Annotated in this window: 11 protein-coding genes; 6 read left to right on the top strand and 5 right to left on the bottom strand. The window is 59.9% G+C overall.

Features of this window, described 5'->3' with window-relative positions; all coding sequences use genetic code 11:
• Positions 1 to 163 precede the first annotated feature (163 nt).
• The 5 genes from ffh to mutM all read left to right on the top strand — a co-directional run bounded on the left by ffh (position 164) and on the right by mutM (position 4,247).
• Positions 164 to 1,708: a signal recognition particle protein gene (gene ffh, locus F8N36_RS11245; protein WP_291332906.1), complete on the top strand. Its 1,545-nt coding sequence runs from the start codon at positions 164 to 166 to the stop codon at positions 1,706 to 1,708.
• Positions 1,709 to 1,832: 124 nt separating this feature from the next.
• Positions 1,833 to 2,072: a 30S ribosomal protein S16 gene (gene rpsP, locus F8N36_RS11240; RefSeq protein WP_291332905.1), complete on the top strand. Its 240-nt coding sequence runs from the start codon at positions 1,833 to 1,835 to the stop codon at positions 2,070 to 2,072.
• Positions 2,073 to 2,293: 221 nt separating this feature from the next.
• Positions 2,294 to 2,524 (top strand): KH domain-containing protein, encoded by a 231-nt coding sequence (locus F8N36_RS11235; protein ID WP_291332904.1) that lies wholly within the window; start codon positions 2,294 to 2,296, stop codon positions 2,522 to 2,524.
• Positions 2,525 to 2,650: 126 nt separating this feature from the next.
• Positions 2,651 to 3,229 carry a ribosome maturation factor RimM gene (rimM, locus tag F8N36_RS11230; RefSeq protein ID WP_291332903.1) on the top strand — a complete coding sequence of 193 codons (579 nt, stop codon included), beginning with the start codon at positions 2,651 to 2,653 and terminating at the stop codon, positions 3,227 to 3,229.
• Between the two features lie 157 nt (positions 3,230 to 3,386).
• Positions 3,387 to 4,247, top strand: coding sequence for a bifunctional DNA-formamidopyrimidine glycosylase/DNA-(apurinic or apyrimidinic site) lyase (gene mutM, locus F8N36_RS11225; protein WP_291333078.1), 861 nt, complete (start codon positions 3,387 to 3,389; stop codon positions 4,245 to 4,247).
• A gap of 68 nt (positions 4,248 to 4,315) precedes the next feature.
• On the opposite strand, the gene pbpC is transcribed toward mutM, so the two are convergent.
• The 5 genes from pbpC to F8N36_RS11200 all read right to left on the bottom strand — a co-directional run bounded on the left by pbpC (position 4,316) and on the right by F8N36_RS11200 (position 18,357).
• Complete coding sequence (gene pbpC, locus F8N36_RS11220) at positions 4,316 to 6,667, bottom strand: penicillin-binding protein 1C (RefSeq protein WP_291332902.1); 2,352 nt, start codon at positions 6,665 to 6,667, stop codon at positions 4,316 to 4,318.
• Between the two features lie 19 nt (positions 6,668 to 6,686).
• On the bottom strand, positions 6,687 to 12,434 hold the full coding sequence (locus tag F8N36_RS11215) for an MG2 domain-containing protein (protein WP_291332901.1): 5,748 nt from the start codon (positions 12,432 to 12,434) through the stop codon (positions 6,687 to 6,689).
• Between the two features lie 316 nt (positions 12,435 to 12,750).
• Complete coding sequence (locus F8N36_RS11210) at positions 12,751 to 13,671, bottom strand: hypothetical protein (protein ID WP_291332900.1); 921 nt, start codon at positions 13,669 to 13,671, stop codon at positions 12,751 to 12,753.
• Between the two features lie 141 nt (positions 13,672 to 13,812).
• Positions 13,813 to 16,056: a polyphosphate kinase 1 gene (ppk1, locus tag F8N36_RS11205; protein ID WP_291332899.1), complete on the bottom strand. Its 2,244-nt coding sequence runs from the start codon at positions 16,054 to 16,056 to the stop codon at positions 13,813 to 13,815.
• Between the two features lie 210 nt (positions 16,057 to 16,266).
• Positions 16,267 to 18,357: a methyl-accepting chemotaxis protein gene (locus F8N36_RS11200; protein ID WP_291332898.1), complete on the bottom strand. Its 2,091-nt coding sequence runs from the start codon at positions 18,355 to 18,357 to the stop codon at positions 16,267 to 16,269.
• Positions 18,358 to 18,669: 312 nt separating this feature from the next.
• Here F8N36_RS11200 and F8N36_RS11195 point away from each other — a divergent pair, with 312 nt between their 5' ends.
• The gene (locus F8N36_RS11195) at positions 18,670 to 19,935 is read left to right on the top strand and encodes an Nramp family divalent metal transporter (protein WP_291332897.1); all 1,266 of its coding nucleotides are present in this window, start codon (positions 18,670 to 18,672) and stop codon (positions 19,933 to 19,935) included.
• Positions 19,936 to 20,058: the final 123 nt, after the last annotated feature.

The following is a 20,058-nucleotide window of genomic DNA, read 5'->3' as shown; positions in this document are numbered from 1 at the left end:
GCAAGGGCATTCTGCGCGTAAGGCTTGACGTGCAGCATCAAACAGCCTATGAATCAGCACTTCGACCAACGCGCGGCCCTTGCTTGTGAGCGGCGGCAGTGGCGGGGCGGGCGCAAATGCGCCGATTTTTTCACCGCAGAGGCTGCGGTGCAATGGGGTCTTCATGTTCGAGAGCCTTTCCGACAGACTTTCAGGCGTTTTCCGCAATTTCAGCGGGCGCGGGCAGCTTACCGAAGAAAACGTGCAGGCTGGCCTGCGCGAAGTGCGCCTTGCCCTGCTTGAGGCGGACGTCAACTTCAAGGTCGTAAAAGACTTTGTGGAAAGCGTGCGCGAAAAGTGCCTTGGGCAAGAGGTGCTCAAGGGCGTCAGCCCTGCCCAGCAGGTGGTCAAGATTGTTCACGACGAGCTCGTGCAGCTGCTTGGCGGCGAAACCGCGGGGCTGAACCTGCAGGGACGCGAACCTGCGGTCATCATGCTTGTGGGCCTGCAGGGTTCGGGTAAAACCACCTCGGCTGGCAAGATCGCCAATATTCTGCGCAAGCAGAAAATGCGCCCCTACCTTGTGCCTGCCGACGTTTACCGCCCTGCGGCTATTGATCAGCTGACCGTGCTGGCTAAACAGCTCGACATGCCCTGCTTCCCCTCCACGGTGGACATGAACCCCGTGGACATCGCCAAGGCAGCGCTTGAAAAGGCCCGCGAAGAGCAGGCCACCGTGCTGCTGCTCGATACAGCTGGCCGCCTGCACGTGGACGAACCCCTCATGCAGGAACTGGCCGCCATCAAGCAGGCGGTACAGCCCCAGGAAATTCTGTTTGTCGCCGACGCCATGACCGGTCAGGACGCCGTGACCGTGGCCGAAAGCTTCAACGAGCGCCTCGGCATTACCGGCGTGGTGCTCACCAAGATGGACGGCGATGCGCGCGGTGGCGCTGCTCTCTCCATCCGCTCGGTTACCGGCGCACCTGTCAAGTTTGTGGGTATGGGCGAAAAGCTGTCGGAGATGGAAGTTTTCCACCCCGACCGTATCGCTGGCCGCATTCTTGGCATGGGCGATGTGCTCACCCTGGTTGAAAAGGCGCAGAGCACCATCAACGCCGAAGAAGCCGAAGAACTGGCCCTCAAGATGAAGAAGGCCAGCTTTGACCTTGAAGATTTTCGCACCCAGATGCGCCGCATCAAAAAGCTTGGTTCGCTCGACAGCATCCTTAAGATGATTCCTGGCATGGGCGGCCTGCGCGAAAAGCTGGCAGAAGCCAGCGGGGCCATGCCTGAAAAGGAAATGGAGCGCACCGAGGCCATTATCAATTCCATGACCATGGCCGAGCGCCGCAATCCCGACATCCTCAACGGCAGCCGCAGGGCGCGTATTGCCAAGGGCTCGGGTGTATCCGTGGCCCAGGTAAACCAGCTTGTGCGCCAGTTTGAGCAGATGCGCCAGATGATGAAGGGCATGATGGGCGGCAAGGGAGCCAAAATGCCCTCCATGCCCCGCATGCGCGGCATGCCCCCCGGCATGAACCTGCCCAAAGGGCTTGGCGGCATGGGCGGTATGCCCAACATGGGTGGTATGCCCGGCATGCCCGGTATGGGTGGAATGCCTGGTATGCCCGGTATGGAAGGCATGCCCGGCGCGCGCGCTGGCGCAACCAAGGCCGCACCCAAGAAGCGCAAGAAAAAAGAGCGCCCCAAGCGCAAGAAAAAGTAAACAAATTTACGGGGCAAGGAGCGCCGCAAAGTGCGGCTGTGTATCTCTTTGCGCCAGGGCTTCAAGCCCTTGCCCTTTCCCGGGCGCAACGCTAACATAACACCAATCAAAGGGAGTAAACCTCATGGCAGTAAAGTTGAAATTGACCCGCCTTGGCAGCAAGAAGCACCCCTTCTACCGTGTGGTGGCCGCTAACGACGAAACCCGTCGTGATGGCCGTCCGCTGGAATTCCTGGGCTACTACAACCCCATGGTCAATCCGGTTGAAGTGAAGCTTGACGCTGACAAAATCAAGGAATGGCTGGGTCGCGGCGCTGAGCCCACCGACACCGTGCGCGCTCTTATCAAAGCGCACATGGCCTAGTATTCTGGGTTTTCTTTGCGGCGGCGCATGGCCCACGGCAAATCTCTTTCAGGCAAGACCTGAAGGAGAATTTTGCTGCGGGCTGCTCTTTGGGAAAGCTCAGGCAATATCATTCCCGGTTCGCAAGAACCGGCGGCGGCGTGCATGCAGGCCCCGATTGGGCTCTGGACGCGCATAGCGCGGCCAAAGTCCTCAGGCTGACCCCCCTACTGGAGGTACATATGAAAGCCCTGATAGAGTACATTGCCCGGTCCCTTGTGGATCATCCCGAAGACGTGCAAGTCGGCGAAGTAGAAGGCGAACAGACTACAGTTCTTGAGCTCAAGGTCGCCAAAGAGGACCTTGGCAAGGTTATCGGCAAGCAGGGGCGCACGGCCAGAGCCATGCGCACCATCCTGAGCGCCGCATCCATCAAGTGCAAAAAGCGCACAGTGCTGGAAATTATGGAGTAGCGCCGCGTTTATTCCCATTTGTTGCCCCAAATCGGTGGCAGTGAAGGGAAAAACCCGGTTCCGCCTGCCGCCGCCCCTCTGGGCGCGGCAACAATCAGCCAGCCGCCACGCGGCAAAACTGGAAATATGACGGAATCCTGGATTCACATGGGTACGCTGGCGCGGCCCCACGGCATCAAAGGGGAGATCTGCATCGATTGGTATGCGGACTCCCCCTTGCTTTTGGGCACGCCACTATGGTTGCAGAAGGGCAAGGATGCCCCGCGTCGTCTCAAAATTGCGGCTGTGCGCAGCCACAAGGAACGCCCCCTGCTGCAGCTGGAAGGCGTTGCCGACCGCACTGCGGCTGAGGCCCTGCGCGGCTGCAAGCTGCTTATGCGGCGTGAAGACTTGCCCGAACCCGATGACGACGAGGTCTATCTGGAAGACCTGCTGGGCTGCGACGTGGTTTTGCCCGACGGAACCCGCATAGGCAGGCTTGACCATTTTGAGTACCCTGCAGGCCTTGAAATGTGGGTCATCATGACCGATGATGACAAGGAAGTGCTCTTTCCCGCGCGGCCAGAGTTTATCGCCGGCTTTGATATGGATGCCCCAGCGGTGGTTATTGATCCGCCCGAGGGACTGCTGGACATTTACCTTGCCGACACCAAGGCCGATAATAAGGCCGATAGCAAAACAGCTACTGAGGCCGAGAGCTCATAGCTCAGGCCACGGGCTGCGGGTCACAAAAATTTTGCCGCCATACGGGCGGTATGATTTGACATGCGGCATGCGCCGCAGCAATTATGGGGGAAGAACTTTCGCAGAAGGTTCTTCCCTCAATTCATTGGGCCGCACCATCAGCCAGCACAGGTACACCATGCCGGAACTGCCAGAAGTAGAAACCGTTGCCCGCACGCTGCGGCCCCATGTGCAGGGCTGCGTTATTACCGGGGCAAGCTTGCTGCGCGATTCAAGTCTGCACCCCCTGAGTCTGCGGCCAGAGGATTTGCAGGGTTGCACCATCACCGATGTGGGCAGGCGCGGCAAACTGCTGCTGCTCGAGCTGGACGCGGCACAGGCCGCCAGACCACAAGTGCGTGCAGCAACCGGCCTGCGGCTGGCGGTACACCTGCGCATGACCGGCCGCCTCATGACCTATCCGGCGAACACCCAGCCCGGCACGCACACACGCTGCGTGTTTGACCTGGCAGACGCGCAGGGACAGAAGCGCCGCCTGTTTTTTGATGATGTGCGGGCTTTTGGCCTGTTGTTGGCGGGAACACCGCAAACGATGCAGCAGTGGAGCTTTTGGCGTGAGCTGGGGCCGGAGCCGCTGGAGCTGACAGATGTGGCATTTTCAGCCTGTCTGGACGGCAGGAATGCGGCCATCAAGGCCGTGCTGCTGGATCAGAAGGTCATTGCGGGCGTGGGCAACATTTATGCGGACGAAAGCCTGTTTGCGGCGGGCATCGACCCGCGCTGCAAGGCGGCCTTGCTTACAGCAGCGCAGCGCAGCCGCCTGCTGGCCTGTCTCAAGGACGTACTGCTGCTCTCCATCTCGCAGTGCGGCAGTTCCATACGCGATTACCGCGATGCCAACGGCAATGTAGGCGCGTTTCAGAACAGTTTTGCCGTGTATGGGCGCGGCGGTCAGGCCTGCCGGGCTTGTGGCCGCGCGCTTGAAAAAGCCAAGGTGGCTGGCCGCGCCACAGTGTTCTGCCCGCATTGCCAGAAGTAGCGAAATGCCTGCAGGCTGGTGAAAAATCCTTGTCCGACATGGCATCTTAAAACTTTTACCTTCGACCTCTAGGGTGCGGCCCGCACACGTATGTTGCGCCGCGAAGCCCGACCCGCGTCGTCCACCACCCGTACCGAAACATCTCCCAGCGCCACAGGCCACAGCAGTGGTTCACCGGGCGCGGTGCTCCCCACATAACTGTCGTTGGCAAACCAGTAGAGTTCGCGCACGCCAGCCTCTGCATGGGCCATAAAGACCATGCTGCCGTTCTGCGCGTCTGCAGTGCGGCGATAGATCAGGCCGTTTTTGGGCTGGATTATGGTGGGCGGCTGGCCTTCCACTTTTTGTTCACGGCGGCATTGTTCTTCAAAGGGCGGTGGCGGCGGCTTGGGCATGCCCGCCCGCGCAAACATGCGGGCCAGATCACTGGGCCAGAATTCCCACACGCGTTGTTCCGTGCGGCCCTCCTGCGGGGCGCAGGCACGCAGCCCGCTGGCCTTGTCGATGAGAATGGGGCGAAAGACGCCCGAAGGCGCAACCGGCGAAACACCGGGAATAAACCATGTGAGTGTGGTTTCCGGACACAGCGAGGTATCAAGATCGCCCGTGGCCGCACACACTTTCAGTTTTTCCACATTGAGGCTGGGGGCCGGATCGTGAAATGGGTCGGTCATGGGTTCTGCTGCGGCCAGCTCGCGGGTTATGTCCATAAACAGCGGTGCAGCCACCATACCGCCCACAAGCAGCGGATTTGCCGCATTGTTGAAATTGCCCACCCACACCGCCAGCACGTAGGGGCCAAACTGGCCCACGGCCCAGGCATCGCGAAATCCGTTGGATGTGCCGGTTTTGAGCCGCACGGGCAGCACAGTGCCGCCCTGCGAACGCGCCATCCTGTCCGGGTCCGGGGCTTCCAGCATGGACAGCGTCACAAAGGAAGCCTCTGGCGTCAGCAGGGGCAGGGCCGGAGCCGAAGGCGCTTCGTCCGTCAGGTAACGCAGGGGGCGCCACACGCCCTTGTTGGCAAGCATGGCATACAGGCCCGCCAGCTCGCGCATGCTTACCTCCGCGCCGCCCAGCACCAGTGACAGGCCGTAGTGGTCTGCGCCGTCGGCAAATTCCACACCGGCACGGCGTAAAAATTCATAGAGCGTGGGCCGCGTAAGTTTGGACGTAAGCGTTATGGCTGGCACGTTTCGGCTGGCGCGCAGGGCCTCAGCCGCAGAAAGGGGGCCACGGAACGCGCCATCGTAGTTTTCGGGGTCGTAGCCCGCAAAACTGTGGGGAGTGTCGGCCAGCAGGGTCTGGGGATGGATGAGCCCCTGCTCCAGAGCCAGCGCGTATATCATGGGTTTGAGCGTAGAACCCGGCGAACGCCGCGCCCGCGTGCCGTCAACCTGCCCTTCAATAGAACGGTTGAAAAAATCGGCAGAGCCCGCCAGGGCGCGTACCTCCATGCTGGGCCAGTGCAGCAGCAGAGCCGCGCAGTTGGTGAGGCCGTAGGCGCTGTGGCGCGCGGCAAAACGGGCCAGCTGACGCTCCATACGGCGCTGGGCGGTTGCGTCGATGGTGGTGCGCAGGGTGTCTGCGCCGGGGCGCTGCAACAGCTCCGTGCTCAGATGGGGTGCCACAAAAGGCATGTTCTGCGGGCTGTACACGCGCAGGGGTGCGGATTCCTTTTTGCCAAACCACGTTTCATTGAGCCGGTGCACGGCCTGGCTAAAGGCCTTGTTGTCTCGTGCGGGCCTGCGCCTTGCGGGGTTTTGCGGCACAAGCATGAGAGCCGCGCTCTCTGCCGGGGCCAGCTGGGCTGCGGTCTTGTGAAAATAGCAAACGGCCGCCGCGCCCAGCCCCTCCACATTGCCGCCGTATGGGGCCAGGTTGAAGTAGGCCTCGAGAATTTCTTCCTTGCTGTAGTGCCACTCCAGTTGCAGGGCCAGCAGCATCTGGCGCAGCTTTGCCCCCAGCTTGCCCGTTTCAAGACCTGCCGAAAGCCGGGCAACCTGCATGGTAATGGTTGAGCCGCCCATGCGGCGGCCCCCGGTGACAATACCGGCGGCGGCGCGGAGGATGGAAAGGGGATTGATGCCTGGGTGGTGCCAGAAAAATCTGTCTTCGTAGCGCAGCACGGTATCCACCGCTGCAGGGGGGATATCGGCCAGACGGATGCGGATGCGGTACTTCTGGTCTGCAGAAAGGCTCACGCGCATGATGCCGCCGCGCTTGTCGAGCACCATGCGTGAAAACGACACGCCCTCCAGAGGGTGTGGACAGGGGGCGAGGGCCAGCCACAACAGCAGGGCTGCCAGCGGCAGGGCAAGAATGCCCAGCACGGTCACAATGCGCCTTCTGCGCCGCAAAAAGGCGCAGAAGGCATGGATTGCAAGTGAGGCCCGGTTCCGCAAATGCGGTAATGCCATGCGAAACCGGGCCAAGAGGTTATTCGACAGCGACATTTCCGCCGCCCGTGCGGGCGTTGACTGCCGGGTTGTACATGGCCTCTGCCGCCGCTGTAGGCTGCACAAATCGGCCGCGCGAGGCTGCGCGAACCTTGTAGGTGAAGGTCTGGCGGTCGTCGTTAAGGTCTATGAAGAAGATGCCCCTGTCCTCGCGGCGTTCGTAGCGCACGAGCCCATCCTGCGGCTGGCTCTGGCCGTTCTTTTCCAGCACAGGTTCAAAACCGCCGGGCAAAAGGTCGACCAGCACCACGTTGTTGATCTCGCTACTGGCCTGTACGGCCAGTTCTACCGTAATCACGTCACCCAGCTTTGCGGTGGTGATGGCCTCGCCCCTGGAATCAAGATAGCGCCGTTGCAGACTGATGCCATTGGCGGCGTCGCTCATGGGAGCGCGGTCAAAGCCTTCGGTGGTGGTCAGCAGGCTGAGCAGGGGCTCGCCCTGCGGCATTTCAACCTGATAACGGGTGCAGCCCGGGGCATCCAGCACAAGCGCGCCGCCAAGAGGCGCTGCCTTGGTCTCCACCGGGCTGAAGCCCTGGGCATACTGCTGGCAGGTCAGGCGCAGGCTGTCTGCCTTGAGAGCCGCAGCGTCGCCCATGACCAGCAGGGTTCTGGCTCCAAGACCCATGTCCACGGTGGTGGCATTGGTGCTGAAGGCGCTGTCGAGCAGGTCAGCCATGCGCAGCTGTTTTTTCTTTTCGGGGAAGTGCCGCACCACCATGAGCGCGTGCAGGGCTTTGGCCGCGCCGTTGCTCATGAAGGTATCGTCGCAGCGATTGATGGTTGCGGGCATGCGCTGCTCCGCACGGCGGCGCAGGCGCAGCATGTCAAAGCTGTCTGCAAGGAACGCGGCGGCTATGTCATTCTCCCAGCCTTTTTCATTGTCCTTGAGCCACTGCTCAAGGCGCTCCAGATCCTGGGTCATGATGCGACCATCGCGCTGCAGAATCCACGCCGCATACAGTTTGGTGCGGGCATCGGCCATGTCGGTGGGCGAGCGGCCCACAAGGGTCTCGAGGGTATCGAGCAGGTTCTGCGCAAGACCCTCGGGCGTGACGGTTCCGCTGTCACGCAGGGTGAGCAGGAAGTCTGCCGCATAGGCAGTGACAAAGTCGTTGGTGCCGCCGCCGGGCCACAGGCTTACGCCCTCGTACTGGGTAAAGTTGCCCATGACGGCACTGAGAGCGGCGCTGATGACCTTGTTGCCCTGCTTGAGCATGGTTTCGGGGCTGATGTTGGGGTTGCGCAGCACCTCGTGCCGGGCCTCGGGCGCGCCCAGCAGGGCGGCGTAGGGCATGGCCCGGCTGATGAGCTGTTCTGTGCAGCCGTAGGGGTAGGTGTTGAGTTTGGCGAGCAGCGAACGCAGGGCAAGAACGGGCATGGCGCCCACGCTTGCCTGGCTCTGGGCTTCAAAAGGATACAGGTTGCGCTGCACGTCCACGCTGGTGGGGCCGCGCAGGGGAGTTACGGTTTCTGTGCGCAGACGCGGCACTGGGGGCCGTATGGAAACGGTCTGGGTGCGGATGACGGGCTTGTCTGCACCTGCCTTGATGCTTTCGCCCCTGGCGTTTTTGGGGTCTTCAAGACTTGCTGTAAAGCGTACCGATGCTTCGCCCAGGCTGTCCTGCGCCCGCATGCGGAAGCTGACCGTGGCCTCGCCGTTTTCATCTACGGTAACGGTTTGCGGAGCGGGTTGCTGAACAAAGGCCAGACCTTCAGAGGCGCTTTCCATGCTTATACGCACACGTGCGCCGGGGCCGCTGCCCTCAACCGTATTGGCCACAACCAGAGCCCCGTCGAACTCGTCGCCGGGGGCCGCGGCCAGCGGCAGCAGGGGCTTGAGAATCAGCGTGCCACGCACTTCCATGTAGGATTCCGTTCTGCCCGCAAGAGCGAGCCCCTGCTTGGGTGCGGCACTGCCCACGGCCATAATGCGGATTTTGCCGCTGGCGTACTGCGGCACGGTAAAGCGCACCTCGGTGCCGTTGGCGTCCACAGGTACAATTTCCTGCCACAGGGCAAAGGGCGGTTCGCCCCTGCGCTTGAAAGGATTAAGGAAACGCCCGCCGGGGCCAGACATGTCGCCGCCGAAACCGGGAATACGGCCACGCAGGCGCGCATGGTCGGGCATGAGCAGGTCAAATATCTGGGCCGTGCTCACGTCCAGCGCCCGGTCGCCCAAAAGATCGCGCAGAGGGTCGGGGGTGGTGAAACTGGTAAGTTGCAGCACGCCTTCGTCCACGGCAAAAATCAGCGCCCGCCCCGGAACGCGCGAGGTAAGGCGCACGGTAACGGTGTCACCCGGCAGAGTGCGGGCGGGAGCCGTAAGGGCAAGGCCCATGTCGCGCTGGTCCATACCCGACATGAACGGGGCCACGGCCACCACGTGCGGCTTCATGTAGATGACGTCCGAATCCAGCGAGCGGGCATAGGAAACGTTGACGTAGCCGCGCCCCTGAAAATCGTCGGGAATGCGTATTTCCTGCACGGTTTCGCCAGCCTGGGCCGTAAACCACGTCTGAGCCAGTACATTTTCGCGCTCAATGGTTATGAGGCCAGCGCCCGCGTAGGGTGTGGAAAGACGCATCTTGATGGTTTCGCCAGGGGCGTATTGCTGTTTGTCGAGCTTGATGCGCAGATCGCCCTTGGCAAGGGATTCGGCAGAAAGCGACGAAGGCTGTGCAAGCCTGTTACCGGCAACGGTGTAGGGAATAACCGCCAGCACGGTTCCGTCGGCCTGTCGCACTGTGAGCAGGTAATCACCCGCATCGGTAGTGGGCAGGGGCAGCGAAAGACCCTGCGCGCCCAGATCGAGAGTTTTGCGGGTAAGTTCCGTATCCACGGGCGTGGCGTCGTAGCGGTATTCGCCGCGAGAGTCGGTCACCAGACTGTTGACATAGCGCCGCGCGGAAAACACGGCTTCGGCCTTGGCAAGGTTGACCGGGGCAAGGTCGTTGTTCAGCACCAGCAGGTGCAGCGAGGCCTTGGCGTTCTGGGGAATATAGTCGAGGTTGTTGACTTCGCCCTCTGGTTTGTAGCCAAGGGCCACGGCCAGCGGCGAGAAGAGCGACTCAAGCTGGCGGGTAACGGCCCTGCCGCCAGCTGGTTCAAAACCTTCAATCTGCACGGCTCCGCGCAGGGTTCCCGCCTGCAGTCTGCCCAAGGGCAGGGCAAAGGCGGCTATGCCCTTGCTGTCGGTAAAGGCGGCAGGCAGCTCCAGCGACTGGGCTTCGCCCTCGAAACCAGCTGGTTCATAAAAGGTGTATTCTTCGTAGCCCGTAAAATGCAGGCGGCTTTTTTCCGTGCGCAGGGTGGCCTGCACCCGGTGGTTCACTGCCGGTTCGCCATACAGGTTGTCGAGACGGGCCTGGGCCTCAATGGCCGGGGCATCCTGTCCTGTGCGTATCCAGCCCTTGGGGGCGGTGGGCGTAAAGCTGGCCGCAAGAGCCAGGGTGTCGGGCTGGAATTCTTCAACACGCACGCGGGTGCTGCCCAGCACGGGCGAAGCGCCAGCGCGCGCATTGCCGCCGGGCAGGCGCACATCAAGCTGATACGAACCCACAGGCGCGTCGGCGGGGCATGCCCAATCAAAGGAATTAAGACCGTCGTCACCCACGGTAAAGGCGCGGCGCATGACTTCCGCACCGGTAGGGCTGACCAGTACTGCCTCTAGCGGCAGACCGGCGGGCATGGGCTGCCAGTCGAACCGCCGCACAATGCAGCCAAAGTGCAGGGTCTCGCCGGGCAGGTAGATGCCGCGCTGGCTGAAAACAGAGGCGCTGAGGCCGTCTGCCGAGGTGTGGCGGCCAGAAATGGCAAAGTTGCTGTAGTCCACCATGCGGGTGGCGTCGTCGAGCGAAAGCCAGGCCAGATCCTGCGGGCCGGAATCCTTGCCCTGATCGGCAGGCTTGCCAGCGTTGGGGGCCAGAGCCACAACGGCCACGGGGCGTTTTTCGCGTTCAAGGCCGTTGGCGGATGGCAGGTCGGCACGGCCCTGGGCATTGGTGAGGGCGGTTTGCAGTGGCAAACCGTTTACGCCCAGCAGGCGAACCTCTGCGCCCTGTACGGGATGGCCTGTGCCAAGGTGCTGCACAAATACCGTGCGCGCGCCATCACCCGCCATTTTAACGGTAAGGCCCATGTCTGTAACAAGCAGTATGCGCGAGGTAGAGGCAATGGACTGGTCACCCTGATAGCCTGTAAGCACCATGCGCATGAGGCCGTGTACGGGCTCCTTGCCACTGCGCAGCAGCGGGGCGAGATCAAGCACGGGAAAGGACGATGTGCCGTCCTTGTCCTTGCGCACGTCTATGCGGCCCTCGACCACTTCGCTCATAACATCAATGTCATAGGTGGTTTCTTCAAAGCCCGATTCTTTTGCCGCAAGGGCAAGGAAAGGATCGCGGATACGCTCTGCCCGCCAGGTCACCGAGGTGAGGCCCGTGGCGTAAATATCAAGTTTTTTCTGACCGCTCAGGGTCAGCACGTTGCCGGGTTGCAGAAAGTCCACTTCTGAACCAAGCGAGGGCACTGTCATGATAAAGCGGCGCACCTGTGCTGTTTCCGGCCCTGCGGTGGAGGGCAGGCCCTTGTCCACGGCTGCCAGCAGGCCACGCCCCGCCTCGGCGGGAATACGCAGCAGGATGCGGTCAGCGGGTTCGTCGGCGGCCTGCATGAGCTCTGGCTTGAGGCGCGTGCCGTTTTTGACGTCGTCCGGGCTGATGGCGGGCATCTTGGTCCAGTCGGTGTCCTTGCCTGCCTCGGCGGTGAGCTTTCGGGGCAGCTGGATAAGTTCAAGTTTGCGCAGCAGCTCTGTGGGCAGCACGCGCAGGGTGGTTCTGACCTCGAGCTGGAATTTTTTGTCGAGCTTGTCGTCGTAAACGGGGCTGACGGTGATTTTTGCCACATCCATAAGACGGCTGCGGCCTGTTATGGAGAACAGGGCCTCCACATTCATACTCTGCGGGGTTTTGGCGTCCTTCTTGGGCGCGGCCACCACGCACTTGCCCGAACCTTCGGCAAAGGGAGGCAGGCCCTTAATGGTGATGCGTGCGGCGGCGTTGGTCTCGGGCAGGGCCGTAACGGGCGCGGTAACCACCACCTCGTCGCGGCGTTCGTTCCACACAAGGCGCACTGGGCCAAGGGCCAGACCGCTTTTGACATCGCTGGGGCCGATGGTTATGCGACCATCCATGTCCTGCCCGGTCACGGGCCAGATAAAGCGCAGGGGTACGGAGACCGCATGCGCGCCCTTGGGCGAGGGATCAATCCAGAAAGTCTCCTTGCCTACGCGCACGGCCTGGGGCTGGGTGGCGTACACCGCCTGCCGCTTGAGCGAAAAGCGCCCTGGTAGGGACATTTTTTCGAGCGAAATGGTATAGCGCGTGTCGGGGGCGAGGTGTTCCTTGGGCGTAAACTCCATGGTAGAGTCATCGACCCAGCGCCACACGCCAGCCACGGGCGGGGTTATGCGCACGGCTTCCACCACGCGGCCTTCCTCCCCGGCGGGGGCGGAAGCGCATTGGCGCGACCAGTCAGCGCCGTATTCCTTTTTGCAGCGGGCTTCATCTACCTGAAAGGTTATGGAAAACCCCTCGCGGCGCAGCCAGTTGTCTTCCTGCGGGTTGCTGGGCGCAGCCACCCTGTAGGCAGGCCCGGCCATGGCCGGGGCCGCGCACAGAAAAACAGCCAGAATAACAAACAAAAGGCGCAGTTGCGTAGACGGCATGATTCCTCCGCGGTGCGGTAGAGGGCAAAGGCGGAATGGCCGGCGTAAAAAAGCCGGAACGCTGCGAAAACAGTGGAAGTACGGGCCGGTAAACAGGAAAGGGCCATTGGCGCTGGGCGTTTATTGGCCGATAGGTTATGAATGCCGGAATCGGCAGTGTTTGTCTATAATTGGCCCCAAATATGGGCCGGTCGGCAGGGCTTACGCCTGGGGGGAGGCGCAAATCTTAAAGGGGCGGGCTGGCGTGGGCAACAGGCAGTCAGACAATGGCGGCGTACCGTACGCATGGCCGGGCAAGTATCAGCCCCGTGTGTGGCTAGAGCGAAGCCTTGGGGCAGGCCCGGTCTTCCAGGTTGTCGCCGTTCAGCCACATGTGGCGGATAATGCCGTCCACAAGACCGATTTTGGGAATTATCAGCTGTTTTGCCCCTGACATGTCCACAACTCCCAGAAAAATATCGAGCGCCGGAACAATAACGTCTGCCCGGTAAGCGTTGAGGCCGTATTTTTCCATGCGCTCCTCAAGCTTGAGGCCCAGCAGGTCTTTGTGCAGGGCGCGCAATTCGGGCGCGCCCACGGGCTTGCCTTCGCGTTTTTCAAGCAGCTTTGAAACCTTGTTGATGTTGCCGCCCGAGGCAATGACACATTCGGGGGCGTAGGTTTCGCCAAGCCTGTGCATCTCGGCGTGAAACCGTTCCCGTTCTGCAGGATTGACGGCATTGGCGAGAATGCGCACCGTGCCCAGCTGGAAGGAAAAAGCCTCCTGCAGTTTGCCATCGCGCAGGGCCACCACCTCGGTGCTGCCGCCGCCCACGTCAACGTACAGGGCGCTGTTTACATCGGTAAATCTGGATAATGCGTTGGCGTTAAAGAGAATTTGCGCTTCTTCAAGCCCGGTGACTATGTCAATGCGCAGGCCTGTTTTTTCGCGCACCAGTCTCATGATGTCCTGCCCGTTGGCGGCATCGCGCATGGCGCTGGTGGCGCAGATACGGTAATGGTCAACCCCGTAGGCACGCATTATGTGGGCAATACCTGTCATGGCATCGAGAAAGGCAGCCTGCTTCTGCTCTGAAATGGCTCCGTAGAGAAAAACATCTGTTCCCAGCCGGATGGGAATGCGAAGGTAGGCGTTTTTTTTAACCGGTTTGTCGTGCGTCAGCTCTTCAACGTTGCTGATAAGAAAGCGGATGGCGTTGGAGCCCACGTCAACGGCGGCAAGCATGCTGGGTTTCACTCTGTCTCCTCGTGCGGCAGTGGGTGAAATGCCTGGTGGTCATCACCGCGCGCATGTGCGCGATGGAAGACACTACACCAAGATCACCGGAATATACACTGATTTTTGCGGGCTTGGACTGCCCGTGTCCGGCAGATATGGCTAGGATTCTGCCGGTGGCTGCTGGCTGGTCTGCGTGGTAAGCCCGCGGGCAGGTTGGGCCTGCCGGGGCTTTTTGCGGGTGCGGTTTTTGGGCGCGGTGGTCCTTGTCTGAGTCTTTGCCGGGGGGGTGCCCCTGTTCCTGGTCTTTCCCTCTGGCGTCAGCGTTGCTGTCTGTTCCTTTGTCTGCAATGATTTGCGGCTGTAATACGCGTGCAGCATTGCCTGCGAGCGGCAGGGTGCCACGCCCTCGCCCTTGCTGTACCTGTTTGCACCAGTGCCATCGAGTATGCGGGCCTTGACGTTGTCTGCCCACTGAATGTCAAAAATATCCCGCAGGGTCTGCCGTATGGCCGGGCAGTGCGCCGGGGCCGCCACCTCAAGCCTGCGGTCGAGATTGCGGGGCATCCAGTCGGCGCTTGAAATATAGGCCAGCTCACTGCCGTTGTTGCAAAAAAGCAGAATTCGAGCGTGCTCCAGAAACTTGTCCACAATGCTGATGGCTCGTATATGGTCGCTGAGCCCCTGTACCTGGGGCTTGAGGCAGCAGGCGCTGCGCACGATGAGCCGCACGTCCACCCCTGCCTTGCTTGCGCGGTACAGCAGCCTGATCATGGCTTCGTCCGTGAGGCTGTTGAGCTTGACGTGGATAAAGGCCTTTTTGCCCGCTCTGGCATTGCGTATTTCGCGTTCGATGCACTGGGTAAAAAAAGGCCGCATGCACTGGGGGGCCGCCACCAGCTCGCAGCACGAAACAGGTTTGTGCGAGGCATTGAGAAAATTGAAGATGCTGCGCGCATCTTCCACAAAGCCGGGGTTGGCGCTGAGCAGACCAACATCGCTGTAAAAGCGTGCGGTGTCCTCGTTAAAATTTCCTGTTCCTATGTAGACATAGCCTGTTTTTTTTGCGCCCTCGACCCGCTCCACAAGAATAAGCTTGCTGTGTACCTTGAGGTCCTTGAGACCGTGGATGACGCGCACGCCGCCCTGATGCAGCATGTCTATGCTTCTGACGTTGCGTTCTTCGTCAAAGCGGGCCATCAGCTCCACGCAGGCCGTGACCTTCTTGCCGTTTTGAGCGGCATTGATGAGGGTATTGATGATACGCGAGTGGTCGGCGGTGCGGTACAGTGTAATGGAAATATTGATTACCTTGGGGTCAATGGCCGCCTCGCATAAAAACTCCACCACATGATTAAAGGTGTGGTAGGGAAAATGCAGCAGAATATCCTTGGTGCGCACCACCTTGAGAATGCTTGAAAAAGGTTTGATATCGGGGTGTTGCAGAGCGGGCATGACGGCATTCTCAAGGTCTGGCCGTACCCGTGGAAAGTCCATGAGGCTGCGCATCATGTGGTAACGCGCGCCGGGGTCCAGCTCGCTTTTTTTGAGGTTGAGCTTTGAGGCCAGCAGAAACAGCAGGTCTTCTGGCATGGCCTGATCGTAGATCAGGCGAACCGGGCGGCCTCGCAGGCGGTGTTCCAGACCTTCTTCCATTTTTTCAATAAGGCTTTTGGAGACGTCGTCGTCAAGGCTCAGTTCCGCATCGCGCATGACTTTGAAGGTATATGCCGTGATGCGGTCGTAATTGAACATGAAGAAAATATTGTTCAGGCACAGCCTGATAATGTCGTCCACAAAAATAATGTCGTGGCAGCCGGGCGAGGAGGGCATTTCCACAAAGCGCGGACAGGCAGCATTAACGGGGATGCGTAGCACTGCGTATCGGCACTTGCCGGGTGCGGCGTCTGATTCCATCTTGACGGCGTGGTAAATCTGGCTGTCTTGTAAAAATGGTAACTGAGCAGATTTGTTGAGAATCAACGGTACAAGCTGCGGATAGACCACGTTGCCGAAATAGCTCCGGCAAAAGGCATCCTGCCCTTCGCTGAGCTCGGTTTCGTTGCGCACGCGTATGCCCCCGTGCTCCATGGCATCCAGCACTTCCTCGTAGGTTTCGCGAAAGGCCGTTTGCGCAGTGGCGGCCTTGTCGTTCACTCGCTGCAAGGCTTCTTCGGGCGTAAGGCCGCCCATGAGCAGGGGCTTGATCTTGCTTTTCGAACGGGTAAGCCGCACCAGTGAGGCCACACGCACCTTGATGAATTCGTCCTGATTGCTGGAAAAAATACCCAGAAAGCGCAGCCGCTGCATGAGTGGGGTGGTGTGGTCGCGCGCTTCCTGCAGGATTCGCTCGTTGAAACTGAGCCAGCTCAATTCCCTGTTGTTCATAACAGCCGAAGACTTCATGGTGTGCTCCCCTGGCGCGGAGTATTGCCGCAGGGCAATAATTGCCAGTGCTTACAGCTGATATGTATGATGGATTTGTTACGATTGTGTGCCGTGACGGCCTTATGCGCCCCCCCTGTGACCAGTGATGCATGGCAGACGCAAAAAATCAGGGCGTCGCGCTTGTGACAAGCGGACGCCCTGAAAGTGGATGCGTATGGGCGCTGTGGGTTAGCTGCGTTTCATGTCGGCAACCAGATTGCCGAGACTCTTGGTCTGTTCGGCCAGATCGGTCACCGCGCTGGAGGCGGCGTTCATGGCGTGCACGGTCTGCTCGGCGCGGTCGTTGACGTCAACAATGGACCTGTTGATTTCTTCGCTGGTGGCGGACTGTTCCTCACTGGCCGTGGCGATGGCGCGCACCTGATCAGCGGTGGAAAGGGCATTGTTGACGATTTCGCGCAGTGCCTCGCCCGACCTGTTGGCAAATTCCGTGGCAGTTTTTACCTGTTCAAGGGCGTTCTCCACGCTGCCCACGCTCTTGGCTGTGCTCTGCTGGATGGCCGCAATGGCGTTGCCCACGTCGTTGGTCGAGGCCATGGTTTTTTCGGCCAGCTTGCGCACCTCGTCAGCCACCACGGCAAAGCCGCGGCCAGCCTCGCCAGCGCGAGCCGCTTCAATGGCGGCGTTCAGGGCCAGTAGGTTGGTCTGGTCGGCGATATCAGAAATAACGTTCATGATGCGGTTGATGGCCTGGGCATGGTCGTTGAGCGTGCCCATGTCGTCCTTGAGCGCCTGCGAAACCGTGTGCACACGGTCAATGCTTTCCAGAGCCTGCTGCACGATCTTTTCGCCATTTTCGGCATTGGCCCGGGTCTGGTCAGACATGCCGGAAGCCGAAGAAGCATTGCTGGCGACCTCGCGCACGGTGGCGTTCATCTGGTTCATGGCTGTGGCCGCATCACCAAGCCGCAGGGCCGATTCGCCCGAAAGGTGGTTGGCCTGACCAATATGGGCCTCAAGCTCGTTTGAGGCAGAAGCAATGATCTTCACCACTTCCTCGAGCTGCTGGGCAGCGCTGAGCATGCCCTCGCGGCGGGCGTTTTCTGCCTGCTTGCGCGCTTCCTCGGCCTGTGCAGTGGCCTCCTTGGCAAGCGCCGCCTGGCGGTGGGCTTCCTCGCCTTGCTGGCGCGAGGTTGTGATCATGTCCTGAAGGTTGGTCACCATGTTGAGCAGGGCCGCGTGCAGTTCCGCCAGTTCGCCGTAGAACAGGCGTGCGTCAAGGTTCACATCCAGATCGCCGGTGGCGACCTTGTCGGCTTCCTTGACCAGGAGGCTCAGGGGCTTGTTTATGGAACGCGCTATGGCCCAGGCAATAATCAGCATGAGCAGGGCAACGCTTGCGGTTATGACTATGCTGGCATGGATGGCGGAATTGGTGGCCGCAAAGATTTCGCCCTCATTCTGAAGCATGAGAATCTTCCAGCCGTGGGGGGTGGTGCGCACACTGGCGCGCACTTCCTGCCCGTTGATCACAGTGCTTGCCGAGCCGTCCTTCATGCCAAACAGTTTGACCAGACCGGGATCCTGCAGGTCTTTGCCGATGATTTTGCCGGTCAGATCCTTGTAGCGAGGGTTGCAGAGAATGCGGCCCGTGTTTTCAAGCAGCATGAAGTAGCCGGTCTTGCCGAAATTCAGGTCGGCAAAGCGTTGCGACAGGCCGTTGAGCGAAACGTCGATGCCAAGCACGCCCGTAAAGTCGCCCTTGCGAGAAAACATTTTGTGGGTAATGGCCACCACCAGTTCGCCAGTGATGGAAAGGTAGCTGTCTGCAAGGCCAACCTTTTGGGAAGAAGCCGCACGCTGGGTGTACCAGGGGCGCTTGCTGGTATTGTACCCGGCAGGAACCTTGGTATTGTCGGCCGAGGTGGCGTAGCTGCCGTCGGTGTAACCGGCGTAGGCCTCCACGTAGTCTTCGGAACCTTCGTCAAGTCGAACAAGGGGCTGGACTGTTTTGAATGCGTCTACCGAAAGATCTGCGCGTGAAAATACTTCTGCTTCCTTGGAATTGGAAAAATTGGGAAACAGGCCAACTGCTTCGGCAATGTAAGGCTCCTGCGCCAGCAGGGCCACATCACGTTCGGCACCGCTGATGAACGCTTCCACATAGTTGCTCATAAGTTGCAGCTGGGTGGATGCGTTGGCGAGATAGCTTTCCTCTGCATTGTCGCGCATGGTTTTAACCATGAAAGGCAGTGTTCCGGCAGCCATTACGGCAATGGTAAGAAGAAAACCCAGAATAACGCGCAGTCTGATAGTCATAAAAGGCTCCTGCTCAATCTTATAAATGACCCGGACAGTCTGGCGGACCCGGCGTATAGTGAGCTATCGGTCGTATTTTCGGAAACTTAATATAGACAATGTAAAAGTAACCAAAAGGCCGAAGGGGGAAGGCGCGGCTTACATAAACATTTTATGCCACAGTCGCAAGCGCTGCGGGGCGGGGGCAAATGCTGCCTCTTGCCTGTTGCCCTCTACTGCGTATACTTTTCATTAAGCCCTGGGCGATGTGTAGGTGCGCAATAGGGGGGCGTGTGAGCTGTGTATCGTTATTGTGATATATGGAAGGAAGATATGGGCGTAAAAAATTTTTGGAGTGCGTGCACCGTTTCTGGCATTACCCATAGCAGCGAAGAATTTTTAAAGTTTGTGGGCCCGGGTCTGCTGGTGACCGTGGGCTTTATCGATCCCGGGAACTGGGCGGCCAATCTGGCTGCCGGGGCGGAATACGGCTATACCCTGCTGTGGATGGTGAGCCTTTCTACCTTTATGCTCATTGTCCTGCAGCACAATGCGGCGCACCTGGGCATTGTGACCGGCAAATGCATGGCCGAGGCCATTACAGAATATTTTCCCTGCGCCATAGGGCGGCTGGTGCTGATGAGCGCCTTTGGCGCATCAGTCATGACCAGCATGGCCGAAATTCTTGGCGGGGCCATAGCCCTGCGTATGCTCTTTTCCATACCTCTGCCGGTGGGGGCAACCCTTACAGCCGTGCTGGCGGCAGCCCTGCTGCTGTTCAATTCGTACAACAAGGTTGAAAAATGGATCATCGGTTTTGTGTCGGTGATTGGCCTGGCCTTTTTGTACGAGCTGTGGCTTGTGCCCGCAGGGTGGGTGCCACAGGCCGCTGTTGGCTGGGTAAAGCCCAGTTTCCCTGAAGGCTCCATGCTTGTGATCATGAGCGTGCTGGGCGCGGTGGTCATGCCGCACAACCTTTTTTTGCACTCCGAAATAATCCAGAGCCGTCAGTGGAACCTGGAGGGCGACGACTTTATCAAAAAAAGGCTCGACTACGAATTTTTTGACACGCTCTTTGCCATGCTGGTGGGCTGGGCCATCAACAGCGCCATGATCATTCTGGCCGCTGCGGTATTCTGGGTGGCGGGGCAACAGGTTACGGAACTGGAACAGGCCCGTGATCTGCTGCGGCCCCTGCTGGGCGATGGCGCGTCGGTGGTGTTTGCCGTGGCCCTGCTGTTTGCGGGCGTGGCTTCGTCGGTCACTTCGGGCATGGCCGGGGGCATTATGACCTCTGGCATGGCTGGCGAACCCTACAATACCAAGGACAGACACAGCGTCATGGGCATTGTGGGTTCGCTGGGGTGCGGCCTGGTGCTCATCTGGCTGACCAGCGATCCCTTCAAGGGTTTGCTGCTTTCGCAGATGGCCCTTTCGGTGCAGCTACCCATCACCATGATTTCACTGGTCACGCTTACTTCGTCCCCCAAGGTCATGGGCAAATATGCCAACGGCAAAGGAACGAGGCTGCTGCTGTATACCCTCACCGGCATTGTTACAGTGCTCAACATCATGTTGCTGGTCAGCGCCATCAGTTAGCCCTGCGCATGCACAATTTTGTTTTGCAGTACAATATTGTTGGTGCTGACGGATTGTATGCGCTTAAAATTGCTATGAAATAAAGCATGTTACAGGCTTATACGCGCGGCACGTTCTTTGCTC

It is taken from the genome of Desulfovibrio sp. (assembly GCF_009712225.1).
Lineage (GTDB): Bacteria > Desulfobacterota > Desulfovibrionia > Desulfovibrionales > Desulfovibrionaceae > Desulfovibrio.
This window is presented reverse-complemented; position numbering and strand designations above follow the sequence as displayed.